This is a genomic window from Paenibacillus sp. PastF-3, assembly GCF_029893135.1.
Taxonomy (GTDB): domain Bacteria; phylum Bacillota; class Bacilli; order Paenibacillales; family Paenibacillaceae; genus Paenibacillus_AQ; species Paenibacillus_AQ nitricinens.
In genome coordinates this window covers 821,645-843,742 of sequence record NZ_JARXWM010000001.1, presented here as the reverse complement: position 1 = coordinate 843,742, position 22,098 = coordinate 821,645, and the positions used below count along the sequence as shown (strand labels likewise).

Sequence of the window (22,098 nt, the reverse complement as noted above, 5' to 3'; positions counted from 1 at the left end):
ATCATAATCGCTAACGATATTGTTTTCAAGCAGGTCTTATTTAATGCATTACCCCATTTTGGGCATACTTAATAGAAATTCTCTAATCAATTTGACAACAAGACTAGACAGGAGAGAATGTAAGAATGGATTTATTTCGCAAAAAACCGCTAATCGCACCTTCAAACTCCGGTACAACCAAGTTAAATAAAACACTCGGTGCGCTGGATCTAACCATGTTAGGTGTAGGAGCGATTATTGGTACTGGTATTTTTGTAATGACAGGAGTAGCGGCAGCAGAACACGCTGGTCCTGGCCTTGTCATTTCATTCCTGTTAGCCGCGTTTGCCTGCGTGCTGTCAGCCCTTTGTTATTCAGAGTTTGCATCGAGCATCCCAGTCTCCGGAAGTGCCTATGCTTATAGTTATGTAGCTTTTGGAGAATTACTCGCTTGGATTTTGGGCTGGGACCTTGTGTTAGAGTATGGCGTTGCAGCAGCTGCAGTGAGCAGCGGGTGGTCAGGCTATTTACAGGGACTTTTAGAGGGCTTTGGTATCCATATTCCTACAGCACTATCCGGGGCGTATAATGCGGAAGCAGGTACCATTATTAATTTACCAGCAGTAATAATCATTTTACTAATTTCCTACTTACTAACACGGGGAACTAAAGAGACGGCTCGTTTTAATGCGATTATGGTTATTATCAAAATAGCTGTAGTGCTTTTGTTTATCGTAACTGGATTTTTCTATGTTAAACCAGAGAACTGGACTCCATTCCTGCCCTTTGGCTATCAAGGTGTTGTGAACGGTGCGGCAACTGTCTTCTTTGCCTACATAGGTTTTGATGCGTTATCGACTGCTGCAGAAGAAGTAAAGCAGCCTCAGCGCGATTTGCCTATAGGGATTATTTCATCCCTTGCTATATGTTCTGTATTGTATATCCTAGTTTCACTTGTATTAACGGGGATTATACCTTATACGGATCTCAATGTTAGTGATCCCGTTTCTTATGCGCTCCGTGTTGTAAATCAAGATATGATAGCGGGTTTAATCTCTGTTGGAGCTATTGCGGGAATGACCACCGTACTGCTCGTAATGCTGTTCGGTCAAACTAGATTGTTATTTGCAATCTCACGTGATGGTCTTTTACCACGAGGATTGTCTAAGATCAATGCTAAAACACAGACACCTATTCGGAGTACGTGGATGGTTGGGATCATTATAGCTGTATTAACGGGCTTTATTCCATTGGATCGATTGGCTAACTTAACAAGCATTGGAACACTGTTTGCCTTCTTTGTCGTTTCATTGGGGATAATTGCCCTGCGGGTTATTCATCCCAATATGAAAAGAGGGTTCAGAGTACCCTGGGTACCCTTCATTCCATTGCTAAGTGCGGCAACATGCGGATATTTGATGTATAATCTAGGAAGTGAGACATGGATTGGGTTTCTGATTTGGACGAGTCTTGGACTTCTGATCTATTTTCTATACGGCTACCGTAATAGTAAGTTAAATCATAAATAAGATTCCAATTGAGAGGAGAGAGGGCATTGACATCTAGAACCGCTGGATTGAAAACTCTAAGAATGTTTATGATGTTATTTTTTTTAGCGTGGATAGTCTCAGCATGTTCTTCACCACCACCGGAGCCTTCTCCACAGCCACAGCCTACAGAAGCACCGGAAGAAGGACAGACGATTACTCTGATTACACCACCAAGTAACGATACTAACAAAGAGAGTGGCCCGAAATATCAGGTTCAAACTCGAATTACGGGTTTTCATTTGCTTAGTGAGACAAAGGGCATGGTATGGGGTGTAACAAAAAATGAACTTCGTTTGTACGTTACCCATAATAACGGGTCGACCTGGGCTAATATCTCTCCTGCACCCAATGTGCAGTTCCTTTCCACACCTGTCTATGGAAAAGGCATCTTTTTCACTGACTCTAATCATGGTTGGATTATAAGAAGTGCCTTTGGTACGACAGAAAATATAGTGTTACGAACCACAGATGGAGGGAAGAGCTGGAAAATCTCTTCATTAGGTGATGATAATAATGTATCTTCCGTTTATTTCAATTCACCAACTCAGGGATGGCTAATGACCTCTGCGAACGCTACTCCTAATAAGGAAAGCAAGGCGATTTATTCAACGACAGACGGTGGGGCCACATGGGAAGAAGTGATGCAGAATGAACAGTATAATCCGAACCTTCCAAATCATTCGATCCCGTTCACAGGAGTAAGTACTGGAATGATCTTCAAGAATCATGTAGAAGGATTTGTGACTTTGCAAACCGGTGCCCTTCCTAAGATCTTTATAACTAAGGACGGCGGGCAGAGTTGGAATCCAGGACAGTCTTTTCTGGTAAATGAACAACTGGAAAGCTGTGACAGAGTCATTACTGGCAAACCAGAGTTCTTCGATGCTAGTAAGACTAATGGTTGGATGTCTGTGGGCTGCCAAAATGATAAAGATAAGACGATTACTTACCACGGTTACTTTACCGCTAATGGTGGAGACAACTGGAAATTCACCCCTTTTGAATTAAAGAGTCCAACCGGAGGGAATCATCAGAGCGCTCCGACGTTTCTGGATTCGCAAGTTGGTTGGGCCATTATTGGTGATACGCTTTACCATACCGTTAATCAAGGGAAAACTTGGCTCCCTCTTAAGGAGAGCAGTGTTCTGCAGTCTAAGCTTGAGGAATATCCTGAGACGATTAAGATGCAGTTTATTTCCGCAGAGGTGGGATGGCTTTTGCTTGAGAAAAAAGAACAAAAACGCTCGCTCCTCTTACAAACTACAAATGGTGGGATTAGTTGGCGTGTGATGTAAAGTGAAGCTGTTTCAAAAGTGGTATCTACTACTTTTGAAACAGCTTTCTTTAAAAAATAAACAAGAATGAACTTCCTAATCAATTTGTTTTTGATTGATTGAATATAAGGAAAAAACTTAATTAAAATTTTCTTTAAAGATGTGAAAAAAATCACATGACATTTAAATGATCGTGTGATATATTTAACACATAGAACAAGTTCAAATTTTCACAAACTTAACTTTCGAATAGGAGAGATTACAATGAAAACTTTTGAAACAGATTATATGACAAGAAACCTACTGCAACTTTGCTACAACTGTGATGATGCTCACCTGTGTGAAACGGAAGAACAATGCAGAGCATGCTGGGCAGACAATGGTATGTTAGATGTTGAGACTGATGAAACGAAGCAATTGCTAGACCTCGTTCATGCTTAATCTGAACACTCAATACTATGATTAAAGACCACACGATTTCTTGATTTCTAAGAAAACGAAGTGGTCTTTTTGCATGAAGTCTCACTAATTTAATGCTTTCTGGACTAGAAGAGGCATATACATGTACAGAAGTGCCTGAAGTTAAGCTAAGGGTTGAATTAATGGGTATGAAGGGGGACAATGTCATGGGAATGGGCCCGGATCTTTCATGGATGTTTGATTTCTCTGGAACAGTGATGCCAATATTTCTCATTGTAATGGTTGGTATTCTTGCAGTTTCAGCAGGCAGGGGTTTGCTTCAATGGAGCCGGAACAATAGCTCACCCATGCTAACTATCCCTGCCCGTATCGTCAGCAAACGGAGTGAAATAAGGCAGCAGCAGGTTCAAGAAGATAATGGTTCAAGTCGTACAAGTACAACATACTACTTAACGTACGAATTGAATGGAGGCACTCGAATTGAATTTAAAGTAGATGGCCATGAATATGGAATGAGTGCAGAAGGCGATAAAGGCATGCTTACCTATCAAGGAACTAGATATCACGGATTTGAGCGACAACCACAATACTCCACAGCGGAGTAGTCATTAGCATTCATTCTTAAACCATTCTTCTGTTCTATTCAACGGAGCAGAGGGATGGTTTTTATTTGCGGTCTAATAAGCAACTAGACGGAATGTAAATGGCTTTAAAATTAGGTGGGAACTGTCACCTCTTGGGCTAATGCACATACAATACACCATGCAGTTAAGAACGAGGTTGTTTACGAAGCAACCCCAAGGAGGAGACAGCGTGGCCGTCATCAAAACGAACTCGGAAGATGTGAGGGTGCTAGCGCGGTTGATGAGAGCGGAAGCTGAGGAAGATGGAGATCTCGGTATGCTTATGGTTGGCAATGTTGGTGTCAACCGGATTCTTGGCAATTGCCTTGATTTTTTGAACATTCGTACTGTGAATGACATGGTCTATCAAAGTCCGGGAGGATTCGAAGCCCCGCAAAAAAGCTACTTTTATCAACGAGCAAGAGAAGCAGACATCCGTCTTGCTAAACGTGCAATTGCAGGTGAAAGAACATGGCCGGCGACCAATGCTTTATGGTTCTTCCGTCCTGTAGGAGATTGCCCTCCAACCTGGTATAACCAACAAAACACTGGCCGCTTTAAAGCTCATTGTTTCTTTACTCCGACTGGAGAAGATTGCCCGGCTGTATTTATTGGTAATTAACAGGGTAACTGTGTAAAAGAGAATTACTCATTATTATGAGTAATTCTCTCAGTAAGCTAGTGTAAAGGTTCTTTTGTATCCAAAGGGAGCAACTGCTCCGATAAATATTTAGGAGGTTTCATTAAATGATCGTTCAACCATACCGTCCCGTTACTTACACTATTGGCAGTGTTTCTTCTTCAGGTATGCAAATGCCAATGTCTACAGGAATGCAAGGCATGCAAGGCATGCAAGGGATGCAAGGCATGGGTAGCATGCCACCACAAGTTAGCAGCGGAAGTCCGATGACACCAGGAGGGGTTGTAGTTCAAAACCCGCCTCAACAGTTTGAACAATCGTATATCGAAAATATTTTCAGACTGAATTTAGGCAAAGTAGGTACATTTTATTTTACTTACGAAAATAACAAAGAGTGGAATGCCAAAGTTTACAAGGGTGTGCTGGAAGCTGCGGGCCGTGACCACATTATTATTAGTGACCCAGTAACTGGTCAACGTACTGTATTACTTATGATTTATTTTGATTATGCTACATTTGATGAGCCCCTTACTTATCAGTACCCTGGTGTGATCGGTAATCCTCCTACAACAAGAAACTGTCGTTAATCAAGGTCTTATATTTGTGTATGAACCCCCTCACTTAACCGTGAGGGGGTTTTCTCTGTTTATGCTGATATTTTGGAATAATAAGGGGAATAAAGGCCTATTTTTTTTCGAAAGGACACGCATGCTTGCGGTTTGCCCCAATATATTAATATAATAAAGTATATATTCAAAAACGTGATTCTAGACTGGAGATGAAAGCATTGGGAAATTGATACTGAAAGGAACAACTGGCAAGCGATTTGCCAATACTCTTAAAAAACGAAGGAGGTGGGCCTATCCATCCGTACGGAGAATGGTGGATAGGATTATAAATTGAGCGACCCTTTACCCGGTATATTACACGTAGGTCTTATTATTCTGTTGGTATTATTAAATGGATTCTTTGTTTCAGTTGAGTATGCAATGGTGAAAGTACGAAGCGGTAGAATCGATACCCTTATTGAAGAAGGTAGTAAAAAAGCTTTAAAAGCGAGAAGCATTGTACGCAACTTGGAAGGTTATCTATCCGCCTGTCAACTTGGTATTACATTGGCTTCACTTGCGTTAGGATGGTTGGGGCAGCCCGCTATAGCTAACCTTGTTGGGCCCTTATTAGGAAGTATAGGTTTTGGAGTAACCGCTGTTAATGTTGTATCTTTGATTATTGCTCTAATGTTTATCACTATCTTGCATATCGTGCTAGGAGAGCTTGCACCTAAGACTATTGCAGTTAACAAGGCTGAATCTGTCCTTTTGCTAACATCGGGGCCGATGAATGTGTTTTACAAGATCATGTATCCAGTGATTTGGATCGTAAACGGGCTGGCACGTGGTTTATTACGGATCTTCCGTTTATCCCCTGCTTCAGAGCTGGGAACGGCGCATACGGAAGAAGAAATCCGTATTATCATGCAAGAAAGTAATAAAAGCGGCTTTATTGATAATACCGAAATGGCGCTGGTTGACAATATTTTTGAATTTGTGGATACAATGGCCCGTGAGATCATGATTCCTCGAACAGAAATGATCTGCTTGAATAATCATCTTTCAACGGAAGAGAACCTTGAGATTGCTTTTGATGGAATGAGAACGCGTTATCCAGTCTGTGATGGTGATAAGGATCATATCCTAGGCTTCATCCATATTAAGGACTTAATTAGGGATCGTGAACAAAGCTATAATAAATTGATCCGTCCTATACTAACTGTACCAGAATCTATTCAGATTAGTGCTCTGTTGAAAGTCATGCAGCGCGCAAAGACACAAATCGCCATTCTGATTGATGAGTACGGTGGAACATCAGGAATGGTTACGCTGGAAGATATCATGGAGGAGATTGTAGGAGAAATTCAGGATGAGTTCGATGAAGAACGTCCTGGTGTTGAGAAGCTGGGGGAGGATGAACACTCCATCGACGGCTTGATGCTTATTGAAGAGATCAATGATCTTTTGGGGCTCCATATGGATACTGAGGATTATGATACGATAGGCGGTTGGCTGTACTCTAAATTGGAGGTTAATCCACCTCAAAAAGGACAGTCTGTAGAATTTGATGATCATCTGTTTATTGTGGAAGAAACGGATCATAAGCGGATTTCTCGAATTAAACTGCTGAAGTTACAGCTATTGACTGAAGAAGCTGGTGCATAACGAACTTATTAGAATGATTAGGACACAGTGCTATAGTGCTGTGTCTTTTTTTACAGAGCTTTTACAGTATTGTTTGCCAAAAAGAGACTAAAAATTATATAATTTTAAATGTATATGATAAAAACTACATTAGTCCACAGAGGACAGAAAGGAACTCTCCTTGAGTAAACCTAATAAAAGTACAAGCGTTCCCCAGCTTAGCAAACAAGAGAAACGGCGGGTAGAACAGGAGCAGCAAAAGCAGAAGACGAGAATTTTAATTATTAGTTCAATTGCTTTAGTAGTCATTATTTTTGTTGGATTGTTTATGTTAGCTTCGAAAGATGCCACAAAAAATGCAACTTCGGGAGAACCAGTAGCATTCAATTACAGTGAGCTACCTAGAGTTGGTAAAGAGGATGCACCTGTTAAAATTGTTGAATTTGGAGACTTAAAATGTCCAGCGTGTTCCCAATTTGCAACTTCAGTTAAACCGAAAATTGTTCAAGATTTTGTCAACGAGGGAAAAGCAGCGCTCTACTTTGTAAATATGGCTTTCGTTGGTCCAGACTCTGAAACGGCCTCACTTGCTGCATTATCTGTTTATCATCAGAATAATGATGAGTTCTGGAAGTTCTATGATGCTGTATATGCTCAGCAAGGTGATGAAAGTGAAGAATGGGCGACTGAAGATTTCTTAGTAAGCCTTGCGGAGAAAGAGAAGTTAGCTATCGATTACGAACTGCTTCGTAAAGATATTAAGGATCGTACGTATGCAGATGAGCTGAATAAGGGTATGCAGTTAGCTAGTGAAGCTGGGGTGACGACTACACCATCCCTTTACATCAATGGAGTAATGATTGCGGATCCTTTTAACATTGAAGCGATTTCAACTGAAATTAACGACGCCGCAAAAGCTGTGGAGGCAAAGTGACAAAGTTCCTATCTTTTTGCAAGCGTAACTGCCTGTATCTGGCCTGGTTCGTCTCTTTAGTTGCTGTAGCTGGTAGCTTGTATTTGAGCGAAGTATTGAAATATGAACCTTGTAAGCTTTGCTGGTTCCAGCGAATTTTTATGTATCCGCAGTTATTCCTCTTGGGAATTGCGACGTTTCGAGGAGATAAAAGGATTATCCCATATGTACTTCCATTAAGCTTGATTGGTGGCAGTATCTCGATTTATCATTATGCGGAGCAGAAGATTCCTGCGTTAAGTAAAGTGCTTCCTTGTACAATTGGTGTTCCTTGTAATAAGGATTACTTGAACTATTTCGGATTCATTACGATTCCTTTTCTTGCTTTAATCGCGTTTGCTTTAATAAGTATTTTACTTTGGTACGGACGCAAGGAAGAAGAAGTGATGGAATTAGAAACAGAAGAAAGTTTAGGATTTTGATTTTTCAACTTTGAAGGAACGAAAAAATGTGAAAAGTGACTAAAAACACGACCCAGAGGGATAATTGAAGAGAATGAAAGAGAGCATCCAATTAGACGCTGTATTTGCGCTTTTTGGATGTTTTTTCATTCTTTTTTCATTTTTTTCAACGCTTTACTGCATACACTTTGTAGACTAATATTAGACCTTGTGAGAAGTTGAATATGCGCTGAATTTTCTTAGGAAAAACGGGGGAACCAAACTTGGCATATGTGCCAATGGGGTGAATCGGAATAGGTCGATTGGACTTGTACCGTAGGGCTAAACCACAGCCCGAATCCGCCAGCTAACCTCGTAAGCAAGGTGGGATAATGACCATGCATAGCATGCGGATCATTTCCGTATGCTATTTTTTGTGTCTGCATTTATGAAATCCACCAATGAAAACAGCGCGCGGAAATTCCGTTTCAGCTCCCAAAGAAAGGAACTGTATCCACCATGGTAAGCAAGGTAAAACGACTATTGATCGGGCGTCCGATGAAGTCGAACGAACTCGATCATGAAAAGTTATCCAAGGTTAAAGCACTGGCTGTCCTGTCTTCTGATGCGCTCTCGTCTGTAGCCTACGGAACGGAACAAATTCTGATTGTACTGGTGGCTGCCGGGTTTACTGCCATCTGGTATTCCCTGCCAATTGCATTAGCCGTATTGGGCCTGCTGGCCATCCTGATTTTATCCTATCGGCAGACGATCTACGCTTATCCGCAAGGAGGAGGAGCTTACATCGTTGCCAAGAGTAATCTTGGTGTTCCGACAGGGCTTTTAGCAGGAGGGTCTTTGTTAGTGGATTACATTCTGACCGTAGCTGTTAGTGCCTCGGCAGGGACAGATGCGATCACATCAGCGTTTCCAAGTCTTCATAATCACACGGTTCTTATTGCTGTATCCGTAATTATTCTTCTAACATTGATTAATCTTCGCGGAGTTACAGAATCGGCTTCATTTATCGCAATCCCAGTGTATTTGTTTGTGGTGTCGATTGTAGTTTTGATTATCTCCGGTGTTATTAAATATGCAGCAGGTGGCGTACATGCGAATGTCCCTGAAATAGGCAGCGCCGTCTCCAATGTTAGTTTGTTTCTACTATTAAAAGCCTTCAGTTCTGGTTGTTCGGCACTTACGGGTGTAGAGGCTGTATCTAATGCCATTCCAAACTTTAAAGCACCGGCTGAAAAGAATGCAGCCAAGACCTTAATGGTCATGGGGGTTATACTTGGATTTATGTTTACAGGTATCACATTACTGGCCTATTGGTACGGTATAGTGCCTGATGAAAAGGCAACGGTTGTTTCTCAGATCGCTGAATCGACCTTTGGTCGCGGAACTTTATATTTTTTCATTCAAGGGATTACAGCAGTCATTTTATTCTTAGCAGCTAATACAGCTTACTCAGCGTTCCCGCTGCTCGCCTTTATGTTTGCAAAAGATAAATATATGCCACATGCTTTTATGGTTCGTGGTGACCGTCTAGGTTTCTCAAATGGTATTATTTTTCTAGGTGTTCTGTCTGCTGTACTTGTAGCTGCATTTCACGGAAATACAGAAAGCTTGATTCCTCTTTATGCGGTAGGTGTCTTCATTCCGTTCACATTGTCCCAGCTTGGAATGATGGTTCATTGGTTTAAAACCAAACCAGCGGGATGGAAAAAAAGATTTGTTGTAAATACCATCGGTATGCTGACTACATTGACAATTACGCTTATTTTTATCATTACTAAGTTCTCAAGCGTATGGATGGCGTTCATTTTCTTACCTGCTGTAATGTTTGTGTTCCACCGCATTCACAAGCACTATTTGAACACAGCAGATCAGCTTCGTATATGTCCGGCTACGGATAAACCTTTGATTAAAGGAAGTACGGTTGTTGTCCCTGTTGCTGGTGTAACACGTGCTGTACTGCATTCCATCAGCTATGCCAAGTCTCTAACAGATAATGTAGTAGCCGTGTATGTTGGCTTTGATGAAGAGGACATTCAAAAGATGGAGCAACGGTGGGAGGAATGGAATCCGGGTGTACGCCTGATTGTACTTCGTTCCAGATATCGCAGTATTATTCGTCCGTTAGTGAAATTTATTGATACCGTGGAGTGGAAGACCGCAGCGACGGATCATATCACGATTCTGATTCCACAGTTTATAACTAAGCATTGGTGGCAAGCTGTACTTCATAATCAGACCAGCTTTTTAATCCGTTCGTATCTAATGAATTCAAAAGATGTTGTAGTTGCGACTGTCCCCTATCATTTGAATAAATAATGGATTATTAAGGAGAGGCTATATCCGGAACGTTCGGTATATAGTCTCTTTTGTATTTTTTTTGAAGGAAAATGCTGCAAATCAACAAAATTTTAAATTTATAGGTTGACACAGAGAATGAGAATCAATATCATTTAAAAGTGAGACAGAGGTAAACAACACCTTTGAATATCAAAGCAGGTATATATTAGGAGGGTTTTTAATGTTTTCGTTAAACAGAAAAAGATTTGGAAGCATGAAATTGACGATGATCGGACTAATAGTGATGACGCTATTCCTATCAGCTTGCGGTAATAATAATGCTGAAAGTTCATCCAATGCAGGAACGGAGCCTACAACAGCGCCTACTGCAGAAGCTACAGAAGCACCGGCAGCACCAAAAACGTTAACGGATGCGATGGGGCATGAAGTAACGATCCCTGCTAATCCTGGGCGTGTTCTGGGTTCTTATTTGGAAGATTCTTTGGTAACGCTGGGTGTGACTCCAGTAGCCCAATGGTCTGTGCCAAATGGCGTTCAGGATTATCTGGCTGCTGAATTGAAAGATGTCCCTACCATTAGCTACGATCTCCCATTGGAGGCAGTAACCAGCTTCGCTCCGGATCTGATTCTTATCCCATCGGAGTCTTCCGTACAGAATGGTATCTACGACCAATTGAATAAGATTGCACCGACTTATGTGATCGGGGATAAGCTAAATCAAGATTGGCGTAAATCGCTACTCAAGATTGGTGAAATTCTGAACAAAACCCCTGAAGCAGAGAAAGCCATTAAAGATTATGAAGACAAAGCGGCGGCTGCGAAAGAAAAGCTTAAAGGAGCTATTGGTGAAGAGTCCGTGGCGATTTTATGGCTGGTACAAAAAAACTTCTATATTGTAGACGAAACTCGCAGCAGTGGTGCTGTATTATATACAGACCTTGGTGTAAAGCTGCCTAACTTAGTAACAGAAATTCCTGTGGGTACAAGAGCTACTTGGAATCCAATTTCGCTGGAGAAGCTTTCTGAGCTGACTGCAGATCATATTATCCTTGTAAATAGTGATAAGACTGAGGGTTCGGAGATTCTGGACAGTGCCATTTGGAAAGGCATCCCGGCTGTAAAAGCTGGTAATGTGCATGAAATGAGCTCAACAAGCAGTTGGCTATACAGTGGTGCGAACGCTGGTGGCAAAATCATTGACGATGTGTTAACAAGTCTTGTGAAATAAAAGTCGTAATTCACCATGAATGAGACTGCTCATTTGGGTGGGGAAGGGCGTGCAGATCAGTATCTTAGATACAAAGATCTGCACCATTTTTTTATAAACTTCGCCCACATTACGGGAAAATGGCTCCTGCAATTGTACAACATTAATTTTTTTGCGATAATGAGAATGATTGTTGTTATCATATAGACTATTGTAACTATCGATTAAGGAGACGACTCATGGTTTCACCCTCAGATTTCGCACATCGCAATAAAAATGATACACAAAAAGCTCTACATACCCGTCCGGCAGCTGCAATAGGTATTCTGATTTTTGGACTTGCTGCTATTGCCTTTGGACTGGCATTTTCAGTCTCAGTGGGTGCGGCAAATATCAAGCTAGCTACGGTATGGGAAGCAATATTTCAATTCAATCCAGATATACAGCAACATCAGGTGATTAGAGAACTAAGACTTCCACGCGTGATCGCAGGTGCTTTAGTCGGTGCTTGCTTCGCAGTAGCCGGGGCAATTATGCAGGGGATGACAAGGAACCCACTTGCGGATTCAGGTCTGCTCGGCTTGAATGCGGGAGCGGGTGTAGCGCTTGCTATAGTATTTGCTTTTGCACCTTCGCTCTCCTTCACTACACTTATGTTGTTTTGTTTTATTGGTGCCGCAGTTGCTTCTTTTATCGTATTCGGAATTGGGTCGCTTTCCTTTAATGGCCTGACACCGTTGCGGTTGACACTTGCGGGCTCTGCTGTCAGCGCATTACTAGTTGCTGTTAGCCAGGGCATAGCGATTCTTTTTAACTTATCTCAGGATATTGCTTTTTGGTTAGCTGGTGGAATGGGAGGAGCTAGCTGGACTCAGATCAGAATCATTTTCCCTTGGGTGTTTGTGGCATTAATTGCAGCGATGATGTTATCACGTTCCGTCACATTGCTCAGTTTAGGTAAGGAAGTGGCCGTTGGTCTGGGGCAGCGGACTCGATTAGTCCAGTTGGCATGTATGATTGTTGTAGTCGTTCTTGCCGGAAGTGCAGTATCCATGGTTGGCCCGATTGCTTTTATAGGACTAATTATTCCACATGTTACGCGTTATTTCGTGGGGGTAGATTATCGCTGGATTATTCCTTGCTCGGCAGTACTTGGGAGCTTATTGATTATCTTTGCGGATATCGCCGCTAGAATGATCAATGCACCTTATGAAACGCCGCTAGGCGCTTTAATTGCCATTATCGGGGTACCCTTCTTCATTTACTTGGCGAGTAAGCGGAAGGGGGAGCTGTAATGCACAGATTAACCCTTTCTCCAAATGAAAAAGAACGCCGCAAACGCGTGCTTACAGTATTATCGCTCCTAGCTATACTGATCGTCGTCATGTTTATTATCAGTATGAATACAGGGTTTATGCGCCTATCCCCATTGGAGGTATTACATACACTGCTGGGAGATGGAACACATCAGCAAAAGCTTATTTTATTTGATTTTAGATTACCTCGCATCGTAATTTCACTGTTGGTTGGAGCGGGCTTTGCAGTGTCAGGCTGTATCTTACAGAGTCTCGCACGAAATGCACTTGCTGAGCCGGCTACGCTGGGCATAAGTGCGGGTGCAGGTTTTGCGGTAATCATTTTCATCTCGTTTTTTCCGGCTACAACAGCAGCTCCGGTATTCGTCTTGCCGCTCTTAGCGCTTGGAGGGGCTAGCTTAACCGCCGCTTTAATCTATCTTCTCGCTTATCGGAAAGCAGATGGTCTATCTCCAACAAGGTTGATCCTTATCGGGATTGCGGTCGCTGCCGGAATTAATGCTTGCCAGCTTGTGTTGGCACTTCGGCTTGATCCTAATAATTATCAATTTGTAGCGACTTGGATCGCCGGTAAAATATGGGGTGGGGATTGGAGATTTGTCCTTGCTCTGTTACCTTGGATAGCGATTTTGTTACCGTTTGCCTTCTATAAAGCACGGATTCTTAATGTATTGAATCTAGGCGATCATACTTCACTAGGGCTTGGAATGAGAGTGGAGAAGGAGCGTATTCTTCTACTCATGACAGCAGTGGCGCTTGCCGGCTCCTGTGTTGCTGTAAGCGGAGGTATAGGCTTCGTTGGACTGATAGCACCACACTTGGCTCGCAGGCTTGTAGGTCCCCGTCATCAGGTATTATTGCCGGCTAGTGCGTTGACAGGGGCACTCCTTATGATTACTGCCGATACGATCGGCAGATGGGTATTACAACCTGCAGAAGTTCCCACGGGCATTGTGGTTGCAATTATTGGCGCACCTTACTTTTTATATTTACTCGCCAAATCAAAAGCGTGAGTATAGCTCCATACAACGTAGCGCGTGCTTACGAAGCGGAATTTATTATGTAGTTCATTCTAGGAGCATAGCTCCATAAAACTTATAAGGAGTTGTTATCATGTCAGAACGTTTGAATACAGAAGAATTAAGTATTGGGTATGCAGAGGCTACAATTGTTAAAGGATTGAACTTGACTATCCCAACGGGAAAAATCACTGCACTAGTGGGCGCTAACGGCTCCGGTAAATCTACAATCCTCAAAACGATGGCTCGGATCATGAAGCCTAAGAGCGGCAGTGTAATGCTGGACGGCAAATCAATCCATAACTTTTCAACGAAAGAGGTAGCTCGTCAACTTGCGATTTTACCGCAAAACCCAACAGCTCCAGACGGTCTAACGGTTTCTGAGCTTGTCAGCTACGGTCGTTTCCCCCATCAAAAAGGTTTCGGTACAATGACCGCAGAGGATCGCAACATTATCTCGAACGCAATCTCCGTTACGGGGATGGAACCATTCCATGATCGTCCGATTGACCGTCTATCGGGTGGACAACGTCAACGCGCTTGGATCGCTATGGCATTGGCACAAGAGACGGATATTTTGTTCTTAGACGAACCAACAACATTTCTAGATATGGCTCACCAGCTTGAAGTCCTACAGCTTCTGCAAAAGCTGAATGAGGAAGAAGGGCGTACCATTATCATGGTCGTGCATGATTTGAATCATGCTACTCGTTATGCGCAGCATATGGTAGCTATCAAGTCGGGTACTGTGATTAGTGAAGGATCACCTACTGAGGTTATGACCCCAAATGTATTGCGCGAAGTGTTTGGCATTGAAGCAGATATTGTTCCAGATCCACGTACGGGAGTGCCACTGTGCCTTCCTTACGAGCTTGCTGCCTATAAAGCGGTATAATCATATTCGATAATCATACAACGAACAGGCTCCCGTCATTGACAAGGGAGCCTGTTCGTTGTTACAGTTGGGGTTGCCTACAAATCCATGATACCACTACTAAAAATAGATTAAGGACCATCATTTATACATGGTTAAAGGAGCATGAAACATGAATATTGACAAAATTCAAAATGACCTAGAGCAGCTAATGACTGCAGGAATTGTGAAGAGTCATGAGAACTTAAAAGATCACGTGTATACCAAAATGGGCGGTAAAGCAGATATTTTGGCAGCACCAGCTACTTATGAGGAAATTCAAAAGATTGTTACATATGCGGAACAGAATGGGATCACCCTTACGGTACTTGGGAACGGTTCGAATGTGATTATCCGTGATGGAGGTGTGCGTGGAATCGTTCTGCAGACGGCAGGACTAACGGATGTGGGGATTCGAGACAATCTCTTATATGCGGAGTGCGGCGCTAAGATTATTGATGTTTCCAGATATGCGCTGGATATGGAGCTTACGGGTCTTGAGTTCGCCTGTGGCATTCCAGGAACGGTTGGTGGAGCGTTATACATGAACGCAGGCGCTTACGGCGGAGAAATTAAAGATGTACTGCATAGTGCGCTAGCTATAACTAAGAGCGGGCAATTGGTGACTCTGCAAGGGGATGAGCTGCAATGGGGTTATAGAAAAAGCGTGTTCGCAAGCGGTGAATACATCGTACTTGAGGCCAATTTTGCTATGACTTCAGGTGATGCATTAGCCATCAAGTCGAAAATGGATGAACTTACTTACCTGCGTGAATCCAAGCAACCGCTTGAGTATCCTTCCTGTGGTAGTGTCTTTAAACGTCCTCCAGGTCGGTTTGCAGGTCAGTTAATTCAAGAGAGTGGCTTGCAGGGAACAAGAATCGGTGGTGCTGAGGTATCCAAGAAGCATGCAGGGTTTATTGTAAATGCAGATCATGCAACCGCCAGCGATTACATTGGGCTAATTCACCATGTAAGGGCGACTGTGAAGGATAAATTCGGTGTGGAGCTGGAAACTGAAGTGGAGATCATTGGAGAAGAGTAACTTATTAATCGTATAAATCGAAAGAGCCCCAGATTTACTGTGGGCTCTTTTGCTGTTATTACAACTTGCTTAATTTACTGAGAGGGTATATATAGCTCGATCTGTCGTGATTTCCGCCTTACGATCTCCTATGTCCTCAATCCGAAGCCCGTCAATAGCTAAGTCATAGGTGGAGTGTGGTAACGATACTAGCTCACCATCGGCGTTTAAAGTGCTGCCAAATCCTTTTAATATTATTGCACTCCCTAGATAATCATCGATAACATCCTCCGCACTCCGAAACTCAACAGCCTCTAGATTAAAATGAATTTTATCCAGATCACGAAGCTCTTTCTTTTCAATTACAATAGTTTCATTCACATGACTGTTAATCCAGTCCATAAGTTTCTGTATACTTTGTTCCATTAGATGAGCCCACCCTTACCTCGAAGATTATTAAGTTTAAGTTACCCTTTTCTTAGGATTTGAATCCATATTTCTGCTATATTAGAACGAATTACTTTTGCTGTAAAAAAGGGCGAGGCCTTTGGGTTTCTAGGTCCCAAGGGTGCTGGGAAGACAACAACAATGTGCATGATGACAGGTCTACTTCAGTCTACAAGCGGAGAAATTTTAATTAATGGCATGAATATTTAACATCATAAAAAAGAAATTCATGCTCAAATTGGTGTTGTTTTCGAGCTTCCGAATCTATACATGCGTAGTTCTATTCGAAATAATCCGGACCTGTTCGCTGATCTGTATAGGGTAACAGGAAATCGAGTGAATGAAGTCATGGAAACTCCAACTGTTTGACAAGGGAAAAGCTAAGGCAAAGCGTAGAACTTGTCAGGAGCAGGTTACCCATGGTATAGTTCAAGACGCAATATGCTTAAAGAAGAAGTCTGCACGGATGATGCAGGAGAGGTTCGCGAACTCCCTCTATAAAAAACTAAGAGTATATTAAATCATATAAGCGGATGTGCTCCTTTATCGGGACGTTGCAACCGTTTCTTCTTAGTGGAGCCAAGTTTTCGAAATCTCGTTCTTCTTTCCATTACCGGCCAAGGCCGAAGGAAAAGAGAGGGGTTTTTTGTCGTGTCAGAAGGAAGAATGAAAGAGGAAATGCAAGAGGTTACTTTGCTTGGAAATCAGGGAACGCAGTACCAGTTTGGTTATGATCCAGATATTCTTGAGGTGTTTGATAACAAGCATCCTGGGCGTGATTATTTTGTTAAATTTAACTGCCCTGAGTTCACAAGCTTATGTCCTGTAACAGGCCAGCCAGATTTTGCTACATTGTATATTTCATATATTCCTGAGCAGAAAATGGTGGAATCCAAATCATTAAAGCTATATTTGTTTAGCTTCCGTAACCATGGTGACTTTCATGAGGACTGTGTCAACATTATTATGAATGATCTGATCGCACTGATGGATCCACGATACATTGAGGTGTGGGGCAAGTTCACTCCGCGTGGAGGCATCTCTATTGATCCTTATTGCAACTATGGAAGACCGGGTACGAAGTATGAGGCGATAGCGGAGCACCGCTTAATCAATCATGACCTCTATCCGGAAAAAGTGGACAACCGCTAATCCCAATAAGTTGATAAGGAGAGATTTAGATGAATAAGAAAGCACTCGTCGTATTCAGCGGCGGACAAGATAGCACCACTTGCCTGATTTGGGCTTTGAAGCAATTTGAGGAAGTGCAGGTCGTTACCTTCAATTATAATCAGCGGCATGCGGCCGAAATCGAAGTGGCTACAGAAATAGCGGCTAAGTTTAACGTAAAACAGCATATCCTTGATCTGGGGCTGCTGAATCAGCTGGCACCCAATGCACTAACTCGGCAAGATATTGATATTGTTGCTGGCGAAGGTGATGAGCTTCCTAGTACGTTTGTAGACGGACGGAATCTGTTGTTTTTATCTTTTGCCGCAATACTAGCTAAACAGCTGGATTACTCCCATATCGTCACTGGTGTCTGCCAAACGGATTTTAGCGGGTATCCGGATTGCCGTGATGTTTTTGTGAAATCATTAAATGTTACGCTGAATTTATCTATGGACTATGAGTTTGCGATACACACTCCACTGATGTGGCTGGATAAAAAAGAAACATGGAAGATGGCCGATGAACTGGGCTATTTTGATTATGTTCGTGAACACACATTAACCTGTTACAACGGCATAATTGGCAGTGGCTGTGGAACTTGTCCAGCTTGTCTATTACGTCAGCGTGGACTTGAACAATATGAGGCAGAGAGAATGGAGGTCAGTTCTTAATGCTTAACGAGGTCTCAGTCTGCAAAATATTTACGTTCGATGCGGCGCATCAGTTAGTGGGTCACAAGGGAAAATGCAGCAATCTGCATGGACATACGTATAAGCTCGAAGTAGTGCTTAAGGGTAAACCTATGATCGCGGAAGGTCATTCAGACGAAGGGTTTGTTATTGACTTCAGTGATATCAAGACGACTGTGCAACAAAGCCTAGTAGACCGTCTAGATCATGCTTTTCTCGCTATGGGAAATGAACCTGTATTAGAGACGTTAATGAATACTGGCTCCAAAGTAGCCTTGTTGTCATTCCGGACTACAGTTGAGAATATGTCCTCATACATTGCCTACAAGCTTAAGCAAGCGGGGTTGCCGTTGTACGCTGTAAAGCTATGGGAGACTCCAACCTCCTGGGCAGAAGTACTAGCTGACGATATCCCTGAGGATGGACCTTCTTACCGCTTGTATGGAGGCTGTGACTGTGAGTAAGATTCCCGTAATTGAGATGTTTGGGCCGACTATTCAAGGTGAAGGTGCGGTGATTGGTGTGAAGACGATGTTTGTCCGCACCTATGGCTGCGATTATCGCTGTGGCTGGTGTGACTCCTCTTTCACTTGGGATGGCACAGCGAAAGACAAGGTTCGAATGATGACCTCGGATGAAATTATGAATGAACTTTTAGCTATAGCTGGAGATAATTTCGACTGTGTTACGATTTCCGGAGGTAATCCTGCTTTAATTGGTGATGGGATGGGCACTTTTATTAACCAGCTTCATGAGCGAGGGAAACAAGCGGCTATAGAAACTCAGGGCAGTAAATGGCAGGACTGGTTCAATGATGTGGATGTGCTGACCATCAGTCCGAAACCACCAAGCTCAGGGATGACGACAAATTGGGAGATGCTAGATACCATCATGCGTAAGATGGAGAATCCGGGCCGTTCTACACATAGCCTGAAAGTCGTTGTGTTTGATGACAAGGATTTTGATTATGCAAAAGACGTTCACCAGCGATATCCCAATGTGCCGCTCTTCCTGCAGCCTGGGAATGATGATGTCACTGAAGAAGGAGACATTTCTGCTCGACTTTTGGGAAGGCTGGAGTGGCTGTTTAATAAAGTGATCATGGATTCAGAAATGAATAGAGTGCGAGTACTTCCACAGTTGCATGCTTTGATCTGGCATAATAAACGCGGTAAGTAAAAAGGATTGTAATGATGTGGGTGTCTGCTTAGCAGATGCCCTTTTTTTGTTGATTGGAGTCTTTAAATAGGTAGATAGAGTGTCCCATAATCTGGTATTATTTTTGTAAAAGCTCTAGGAGGTTATCCACTTGGAAAATTCAACTGCACTATTAATTATTGATGTTCAAGAAGCCATGTTCTCCTACCCTGATCAAAAGCTGTACGATGAAGAGGGGGTGATGGAGAGAATTATTTCCCTTCAGCACAAAGCTAGGGTGGCAGGCACTCCAATTGTTTATGTCCAACATACAGAAGATGAGGAATATACAAAAGGAACGCCCACGTGGCAGATTAGTCATCGTATCACACCGCAGGAAGGCGAAGTTATTGTGGAGAAGCCTACTTGGGATGCTTTTCACCGAACCGTACTGCAAGATGAGCTACAGAAGCTGGGGATCACGAATCTGGTGATTTGTGGAATGCAAAGTGAGTTCTGTCTAGATACGACGATAAGACGCGCATACAGCATGGGCTATAAAAGTGTATTGGTTTCAGACGCTCATAGCACCTTTGATAACAAAATGCTGAATAGTGAACAGATCGTTAAGCATCATAATGCACTGCTTGGAGGGAGATTCGCCCAGTTACGAGCTGAAAGCGAGGTTCAGTTCTAGATGAATACCTCTCAGGCTGCCATGAAACCTATTCAGCGTTCCCGACTTAGACTATTTGCCGGAAAGCGATATTTTATTTACAAAAGATATCTGAAATGGTGTACTAGCCGCAGCAAGGTGGCGAAGCAACGCACTAGTGAAGTTTTATCTAATGAAGTGATGACTCATGCTACACCGTTATTAAGAAGTCTACGGAATGTAGATATGGTGCTTCAATACAATAAAATAACCAATTTACGTCTGGCGATAGCGAAACTGGATGGACTTATGGTGCAGCCGGGGGAGACTTTTTCTTACTGGAGAAGCATCGGGAAGCCCACGAAGCGAAAAGGGTATCTGGAGGGAATGGTGCTGCATTATGGTGGCTTCCATTCCGGGGTAGGCGGAGGCTTATGCCAGCTGTCCAATCTGATCTACTGGATGACACTGCATACACCTCTTACGGTTACGGAACGGCATCGGCACAGCTATGATGTTTTTCCAGATGAACAGCGTACACAGCCATTTGGAAGCGGGGCCACCTGTTCTTATAATTATTTGGACCTTCAAGTGAAGAATAACACAAATCAAGCCTATCAATTAAAGCTCTGGCTGGATGACAGCCATTTACATGGGGAATGGAGATGCGAGGAGCAATCCCTTTATAAATATGAAGTGTACGAAAGTGATCACCGAATTAGTCTAGAACCTTGGGGAGGCTATATACGCAGTAACAAGATTAGTCGAAAAGTATATACACGTACCGGCGACCTAATTGGAGATGAAGATGTAACCGATAATTATGCGCTTATGATGTATTCCCCGCTTCTTCATGGATAAGAAGATAGGTCTTAGGGTTATAACATAGATGATGTTATCGTTACACCCTTTGCCATACTCTAAAGGAGCGGATGAACAGTATGAAGGCACTAACCTACCAAGGGAAGAAAAAAGTTAAGGTTAAAGAGGTAGCTGATCCGAAGCTTGAGAAAAAGGACGATATTATCGTTCGGATTACAACTACAGCGATTTGTGGCTCAGATCTACACATCTATAACGGTGAGATTCCAGGTATGCATGATGATTATATTATCGGTCATGAGCCTATGGGGATTGTTGAAGAAATTGGCCCTGACGTAACTAAAGTCAAGAAAGGCGATCGTGTCATTATTCCCTTTAATGTGGCCTGTGGCCAGTGTTTCTTTTGCCAGCATGAGATGGAGAGCCAATGTGACAATTCTAATGATGCTAAGGACACAGGTGGTTACCTAGGTTATTCTGATACTTATGGTGGCTTTGCTGGAGGGCAGTCCGAGTTGCTGAGGGTACCTTATGGTAATTTCGGCCCCTTTGTGGTTCCTGAGGATGCAGAAATGGAAGATGAGAAAATTCTTTTCTTATCAGATATTGTGCCTACAGCCTGGTGGGGAGTAGAAAGCGGAGGCGTGAAGCCAGGGGATACAGTTATTGTTCTTGGCTGTGGACCTGTTGGTCTGTTAACTCAAAAATTCGCCTGGATGAAAGGTGCTTCTAGAGTCATAGCTGTTGACCATGTTGGTTACAGGCTGCAGCATGCGAAGCAAACCAATAAGGTTGAAATTTATAATTTTGAAGAGATCAAGGATATTGAGGCGCATTTGAAGGATATTACTCATGGGGGAGCAGACGTAGTTATTGATTGCGTAGGTTTGGATGCCAAAATATCTGCTTTGGAAAAAGTGGAAACCACATTGAAGCTACAAGGCGGCTCACTCAGCGCATTTAGGATGGCCTCGGATATTGTGCGTAAATTCGGGACTATTCAGCTGGTAGGGGTTTATGGGCTTAATTACAATATGTTCCCGCTGGGTCATCTATTTGAACGTAATATTACTTTAAAGATGGGACAAGCCCCAGTTATTCACTATATGCCTTTGCTTTATAAGATGATTAAAGAGAATAAATTTGATCCTACAGATATCATTACGCATCGCCTGCCAATCAGTAAAGCAGAGCATGGCTATGACGTTTTTAGTGAGAAAAAAGAGAATTGTATCAAGGTTGTTCTAAAGCCGTAACCTTATAGAAGCATGAGCTCTCGTCAGAAATGACGTGGCTTATGCTTTTTTTAGTGAAATCTAATGAAAATAGATGCATTTTTTTAC

Annotated in this window: 24 protein-coding genes and 2 riboswitches; of the genes, 23 read left to right on the top strand and 1 reads right to left on the bottom strand. The window is 42.6% G+C overall.

Going from position 1 to position 22,098, the window contains the following annotated elements:
* Window positions 1–125: 125 nt before the first annotated feature.
* The 15 genes from bcaP (at window position 126) to murB (ending at window position 15,853) form a co-directional block, all read left to right on the top strand.
* On the top strand, window positions 126–1,508 hold the full coding sequence (bcaP, locus tag M2444_RS03870; RefSeq protein ID WP_280786322.1) for a branched-chain amino acid transporter BcaP: 1,383 nt from the start codon (window positions 126–128) through the stop codon (window positions 1,506–1,508).
* Between the two features lie 26 nt (window positions 1,509–1,534).
* Window positions 1,535–2,824, top strand: a complete 1,290-nt coding sequence (locus M2444_RS03865; RefSeq protein WP_280786321.1) for a WD40/YVTN/BNR-like repeat-containing protein — start codon at window positions 1,535–1,537, stop codon at window positions 2,822–2,824.
* 243 nt (window positions 2,825–3,067) lie between these two features.
* Window positions 3,068–3,244: a hypothetical protein gene (locus tag M2444_RS03860; protein WP_179085723.1), complete on the top strand. Its 177-nt coding sequence runs from the start codon at window positions 3,068–3,070 to the stop codon at window positions 3,242–3,244.
* A gap of 191 nt (window positions 3,245–3,435) precedes the next feature.
* On the top strand, window positions 3,436–3,828 hold the full coding sequence (locus M2444_RS03855; protein WP_280786342.1) for a DUF2500 domain-containing protein: 393 nt from the start codon (window positions 3,436–3,438) through the stop codon (window positions 3,826–3,828).
* Between the two features lie 208 nt (window positions 3,829–4,036).
* On the top strand, window positions 4,037–4,468 hold the full coding sequence (locus M2444_RS03850; RefSeq protein ID WP_094869125.1) for a cell wall hydrolase: 432 nt from the start codon (window positions 4,037–4,039) through the stop codon (window positions 4,466–4,468).
* A 125-nt stretch (window positions 4,469–4,593) separates the two neighbouring features.
* Window positions 4,594–5,073 (top strand): spore coat protein GerQ, encoded by a 480-nt coding sequence (gerQ, locus tag M2444_RS03845; protein WP_094875742.1) that lies wholly within the window; start codon window positions 4,594–4,596, stop codon window positions 5,071–5,073.
* A gap of 312 nt (window positions 5,074–5,385) precedes the next feature.
* Window positions 5,386–6,702, top strand: a complete 1,317-nt coding sequence (locus M2444_RS03840; RefSeq protein WP_094869124.1) for a hemolysin family protein — start codon at window positions 5,386–5,388, stop codon at window positions 6,700–6,702.
* A gap of 160 nt (window positions 6,703–6,862) precedes the next feature.
* The gene (locus M2444_RS03835) at window positions 6,863–7,615 is read left to right on the top strand and encodes a DsbA family protein (RefSeq protein WP_280786320.1); all 753 of its coding nucleotides are present in this window, start codon (window positions 6,863–6,865) and stop codon (window positions 7,613–7,615) included.
* A complete protein-coding gene (locus tag M2444_RS03830; RefSeq protein ID WP_094869122.1) occupies window positions 7,612–8,076 on the top strand; it encodes a disulfide oxidoreductase in 465 nt (154 codons plus the stop codon). The genes M2444_RS03835 and M2444_RS03830 overlap by 4 nt, the downstream gene beginning before the upstream one ends.
* Before the next feature lie 196 nt (window positions 8,077–8,272).
* Window positions 8,273–8,430: riboswitch (cyclic di-AMP (ydaO/yuaA leader) on the top strand.
* A gap of 123 nt (window positions 8,431–8,553) precedes the next feature.
* Window positions 8,554–10,371, top strand: coding sequence for an APC family permease (locus M2444_RS03825; RefSeq protein WP_280786319.1), 1,818 nt, complete (start codon window positions 8,554–8,556; stop codon window positions 10,369–10,371).
* Between the two features lie 202 nt (window positions 10,372–10,573).
* Window positions 10,574–11,581 carry an ABC transporter substrate-binding protein gene (locus M2444_RS03820; protein WP_094869120.1) on the top strand — a complete coding sequence of 336 codons (1,008 nt, stop codon included), beginning with the start codon at window positions 10,574–10,576 and terminating at the stop codon, window positions 11,579–11,581.
* A 218-nt stretch (window positions 11,582–11,799) separates the two neighbouring features.
* Window positions 11,800–12,855 (top strand): FecCD family ABC transporter permease, encoded by a 1,056-nt coding sequence (locus M2444_RS03815; RefSeq protein WP_280786318.1) that lies wholly within the window; start codon window positions 11,800–11,802, stop codon window positions 12,853–12,855.
* Window positions 12,855–13,889, top strand: coding sequence for a FecCD family ABC transporter permease (locus M2444_RS03810; protein WP_094875746.1), 1,035 nt, complete (start codon window positions 12,855–12,857; stop codon window positions 13,887–13,889). The genes M2444_RS03815 and M2444_RS03810 overlap by 1 nt, the downstream gene beginning before the upstream one ends.
* Window positions 13,890–13,989: 100 nt before the next feature.
* Complete coding sequence (locus M2444_RS03805; RefSeq protein WP_094869117.1) at window positions 13,990–14,790, top strand: ABC transporter ATP-binding protein; 801 nt, start codon at window positions 13,990–13,992, stop codon at window positions 14,788–14,790.
* 151 nt (window positions 14,791–14,941) lie between these two features.
* The gene (gene murB / locus M2444_RS03800; protein WP_094875749.1) at window positions 14,942–15,853 is read left to right on the top strand and encodes a UDP-N-acetylmuramate dehydrogenase; all 912 of its coding nucleotides are present in this window, start codon (window positions 14,942–14,944) and stop codon (window positions 15,851–15,853) included.
* 69 nt (window positions 15,854–15,922) lie between these two features.
* On the opposite strand, the gene ymzB is transcribed toward murB, so the two are convergent.
* Window positions 15,923–16,258 (bottom strand): protein YmzB, encoded by a 336-nt coding sequence (ymzB, locus tag M2444_RS03795; RefSeq protein ID WP_280786317.1) that lies wholly within the window; start codon window positions 16,256–16,258, stop codon window positions 15,923–15,925.
* A 63-nt stretch (window positions 16,259–16,321) separates the two neighbouring features.
* On the opposite strand from ymzB, the gene M2444_RS03790 reads away from it, so the two are divergent.
* The 8 genes from M2444_RS03790 (at window position 16,322) to M2444_RS03755 (ending at window position 22,011) form a co-directional block, all read left to right on the top strand.
* A complete protein-coding gene (locus M2444_RS03790) occupies window positions 16,322–16,489 on the top strand; it encodes an ATP-binding cassette domain-containing protein (protein WP_094869178.1) in 168 nt (55 codons plus the stop codon).
* A gap of 261 nt (window positions 16,490–16,750) precedes the next feature.
* Window positions 16,751–16,794: riboswitch (PreQ1 riboswitch) on the top strand.
* A gap of 151 nt (window positions 16,795–16,945) precedes the next feature.
* Window positions 16,946–17,431: a preQ(1) synthase gene (queF, locus tag M2444_RS03785; protein ID WP_094869177.1), complete on the top strand. Its 486-nt coding sequence runs from the start codon at window positions 16,946–16,948 to the stop codon at window positions 17,429–17,431.
* Between the two features lie 29 nt (window positions 17,432–17,460).
* Window positions 17,461–18,123, top strand: coding sequence for a 7-cyano-7-deazaguanine synthase QueC (gene queC, locus M2444_RS03780; protein WP_280786316.1), 663 nt, complete (start codon window positions 17,461–17,463; stop codon window positions 18,121–18,123).
* The gene (locus M2444_RS03775) at window positions 18,123–18,605 is read left to right on the top strand and encodes a 6-pyruvoyl trahydropterin synthase family protein (RefSeq protein WP_280786315.1); all 483 of its coding nucleotides are present in this window, start codon (window positions 18,123–18,125) and stop codon (window positions 18,603–18,605) included. The genes queC and M2444_RS03775 overlap by 1 nt, the downstream gene beginning before the upstream one ends.
* Window positions 18,598–19,320, top strand: a complete 723-nt coding sequence (gene queE / locus M2444_RS03770) for a 7-carboxy-7-deazaguanine synthase QueE (RefSeq protein WP_094875755.1) — start codon at window positions 18,598–18,600, stop codon at window positions 19,318–19,320. Before M2444_RS03775 ends, queE begins: the two co-directional genes overlap by 8 nt.
* Window positions 19,321–19,450: 130 nt before the next feature.
* The gene (locus M2444_RS03765; RefSeq protein ID WP_094875757.1) at window positions 19,451–19,975 is read left to right on the top strand and encodes a cysteine hydrolase family protein; all 525 of its coding nucleotides are present in this window, start codon (window positions 19,451–19,453) and stop codon (window positions 19,973–19,975) included.
* Window positions 19,976–20,794: a VanW family protein gene (locus M2444_RS03760; protein WP_280786314.1), complete on the top strand. Its 819-nt coding sequence runs from the start codon at window positions 19,976–19,978 to the stop codon at window positions 20,792–20,794.
* 80 nt (window positions 20,795–20,874) lie between these two features.
* A complete protein-coding gene (locus tag M2444_RS03755; RefSeq protein WP_280786341.1) occupies window positions 20,875–22,011 on the top strand; it encodes a zinc-dependent alcohol dehydrogenase in 1,137 nt (378 codons plus the stop codon).
* Window positions 22,012–22,098: the final 87 nt, after the last annotated feature.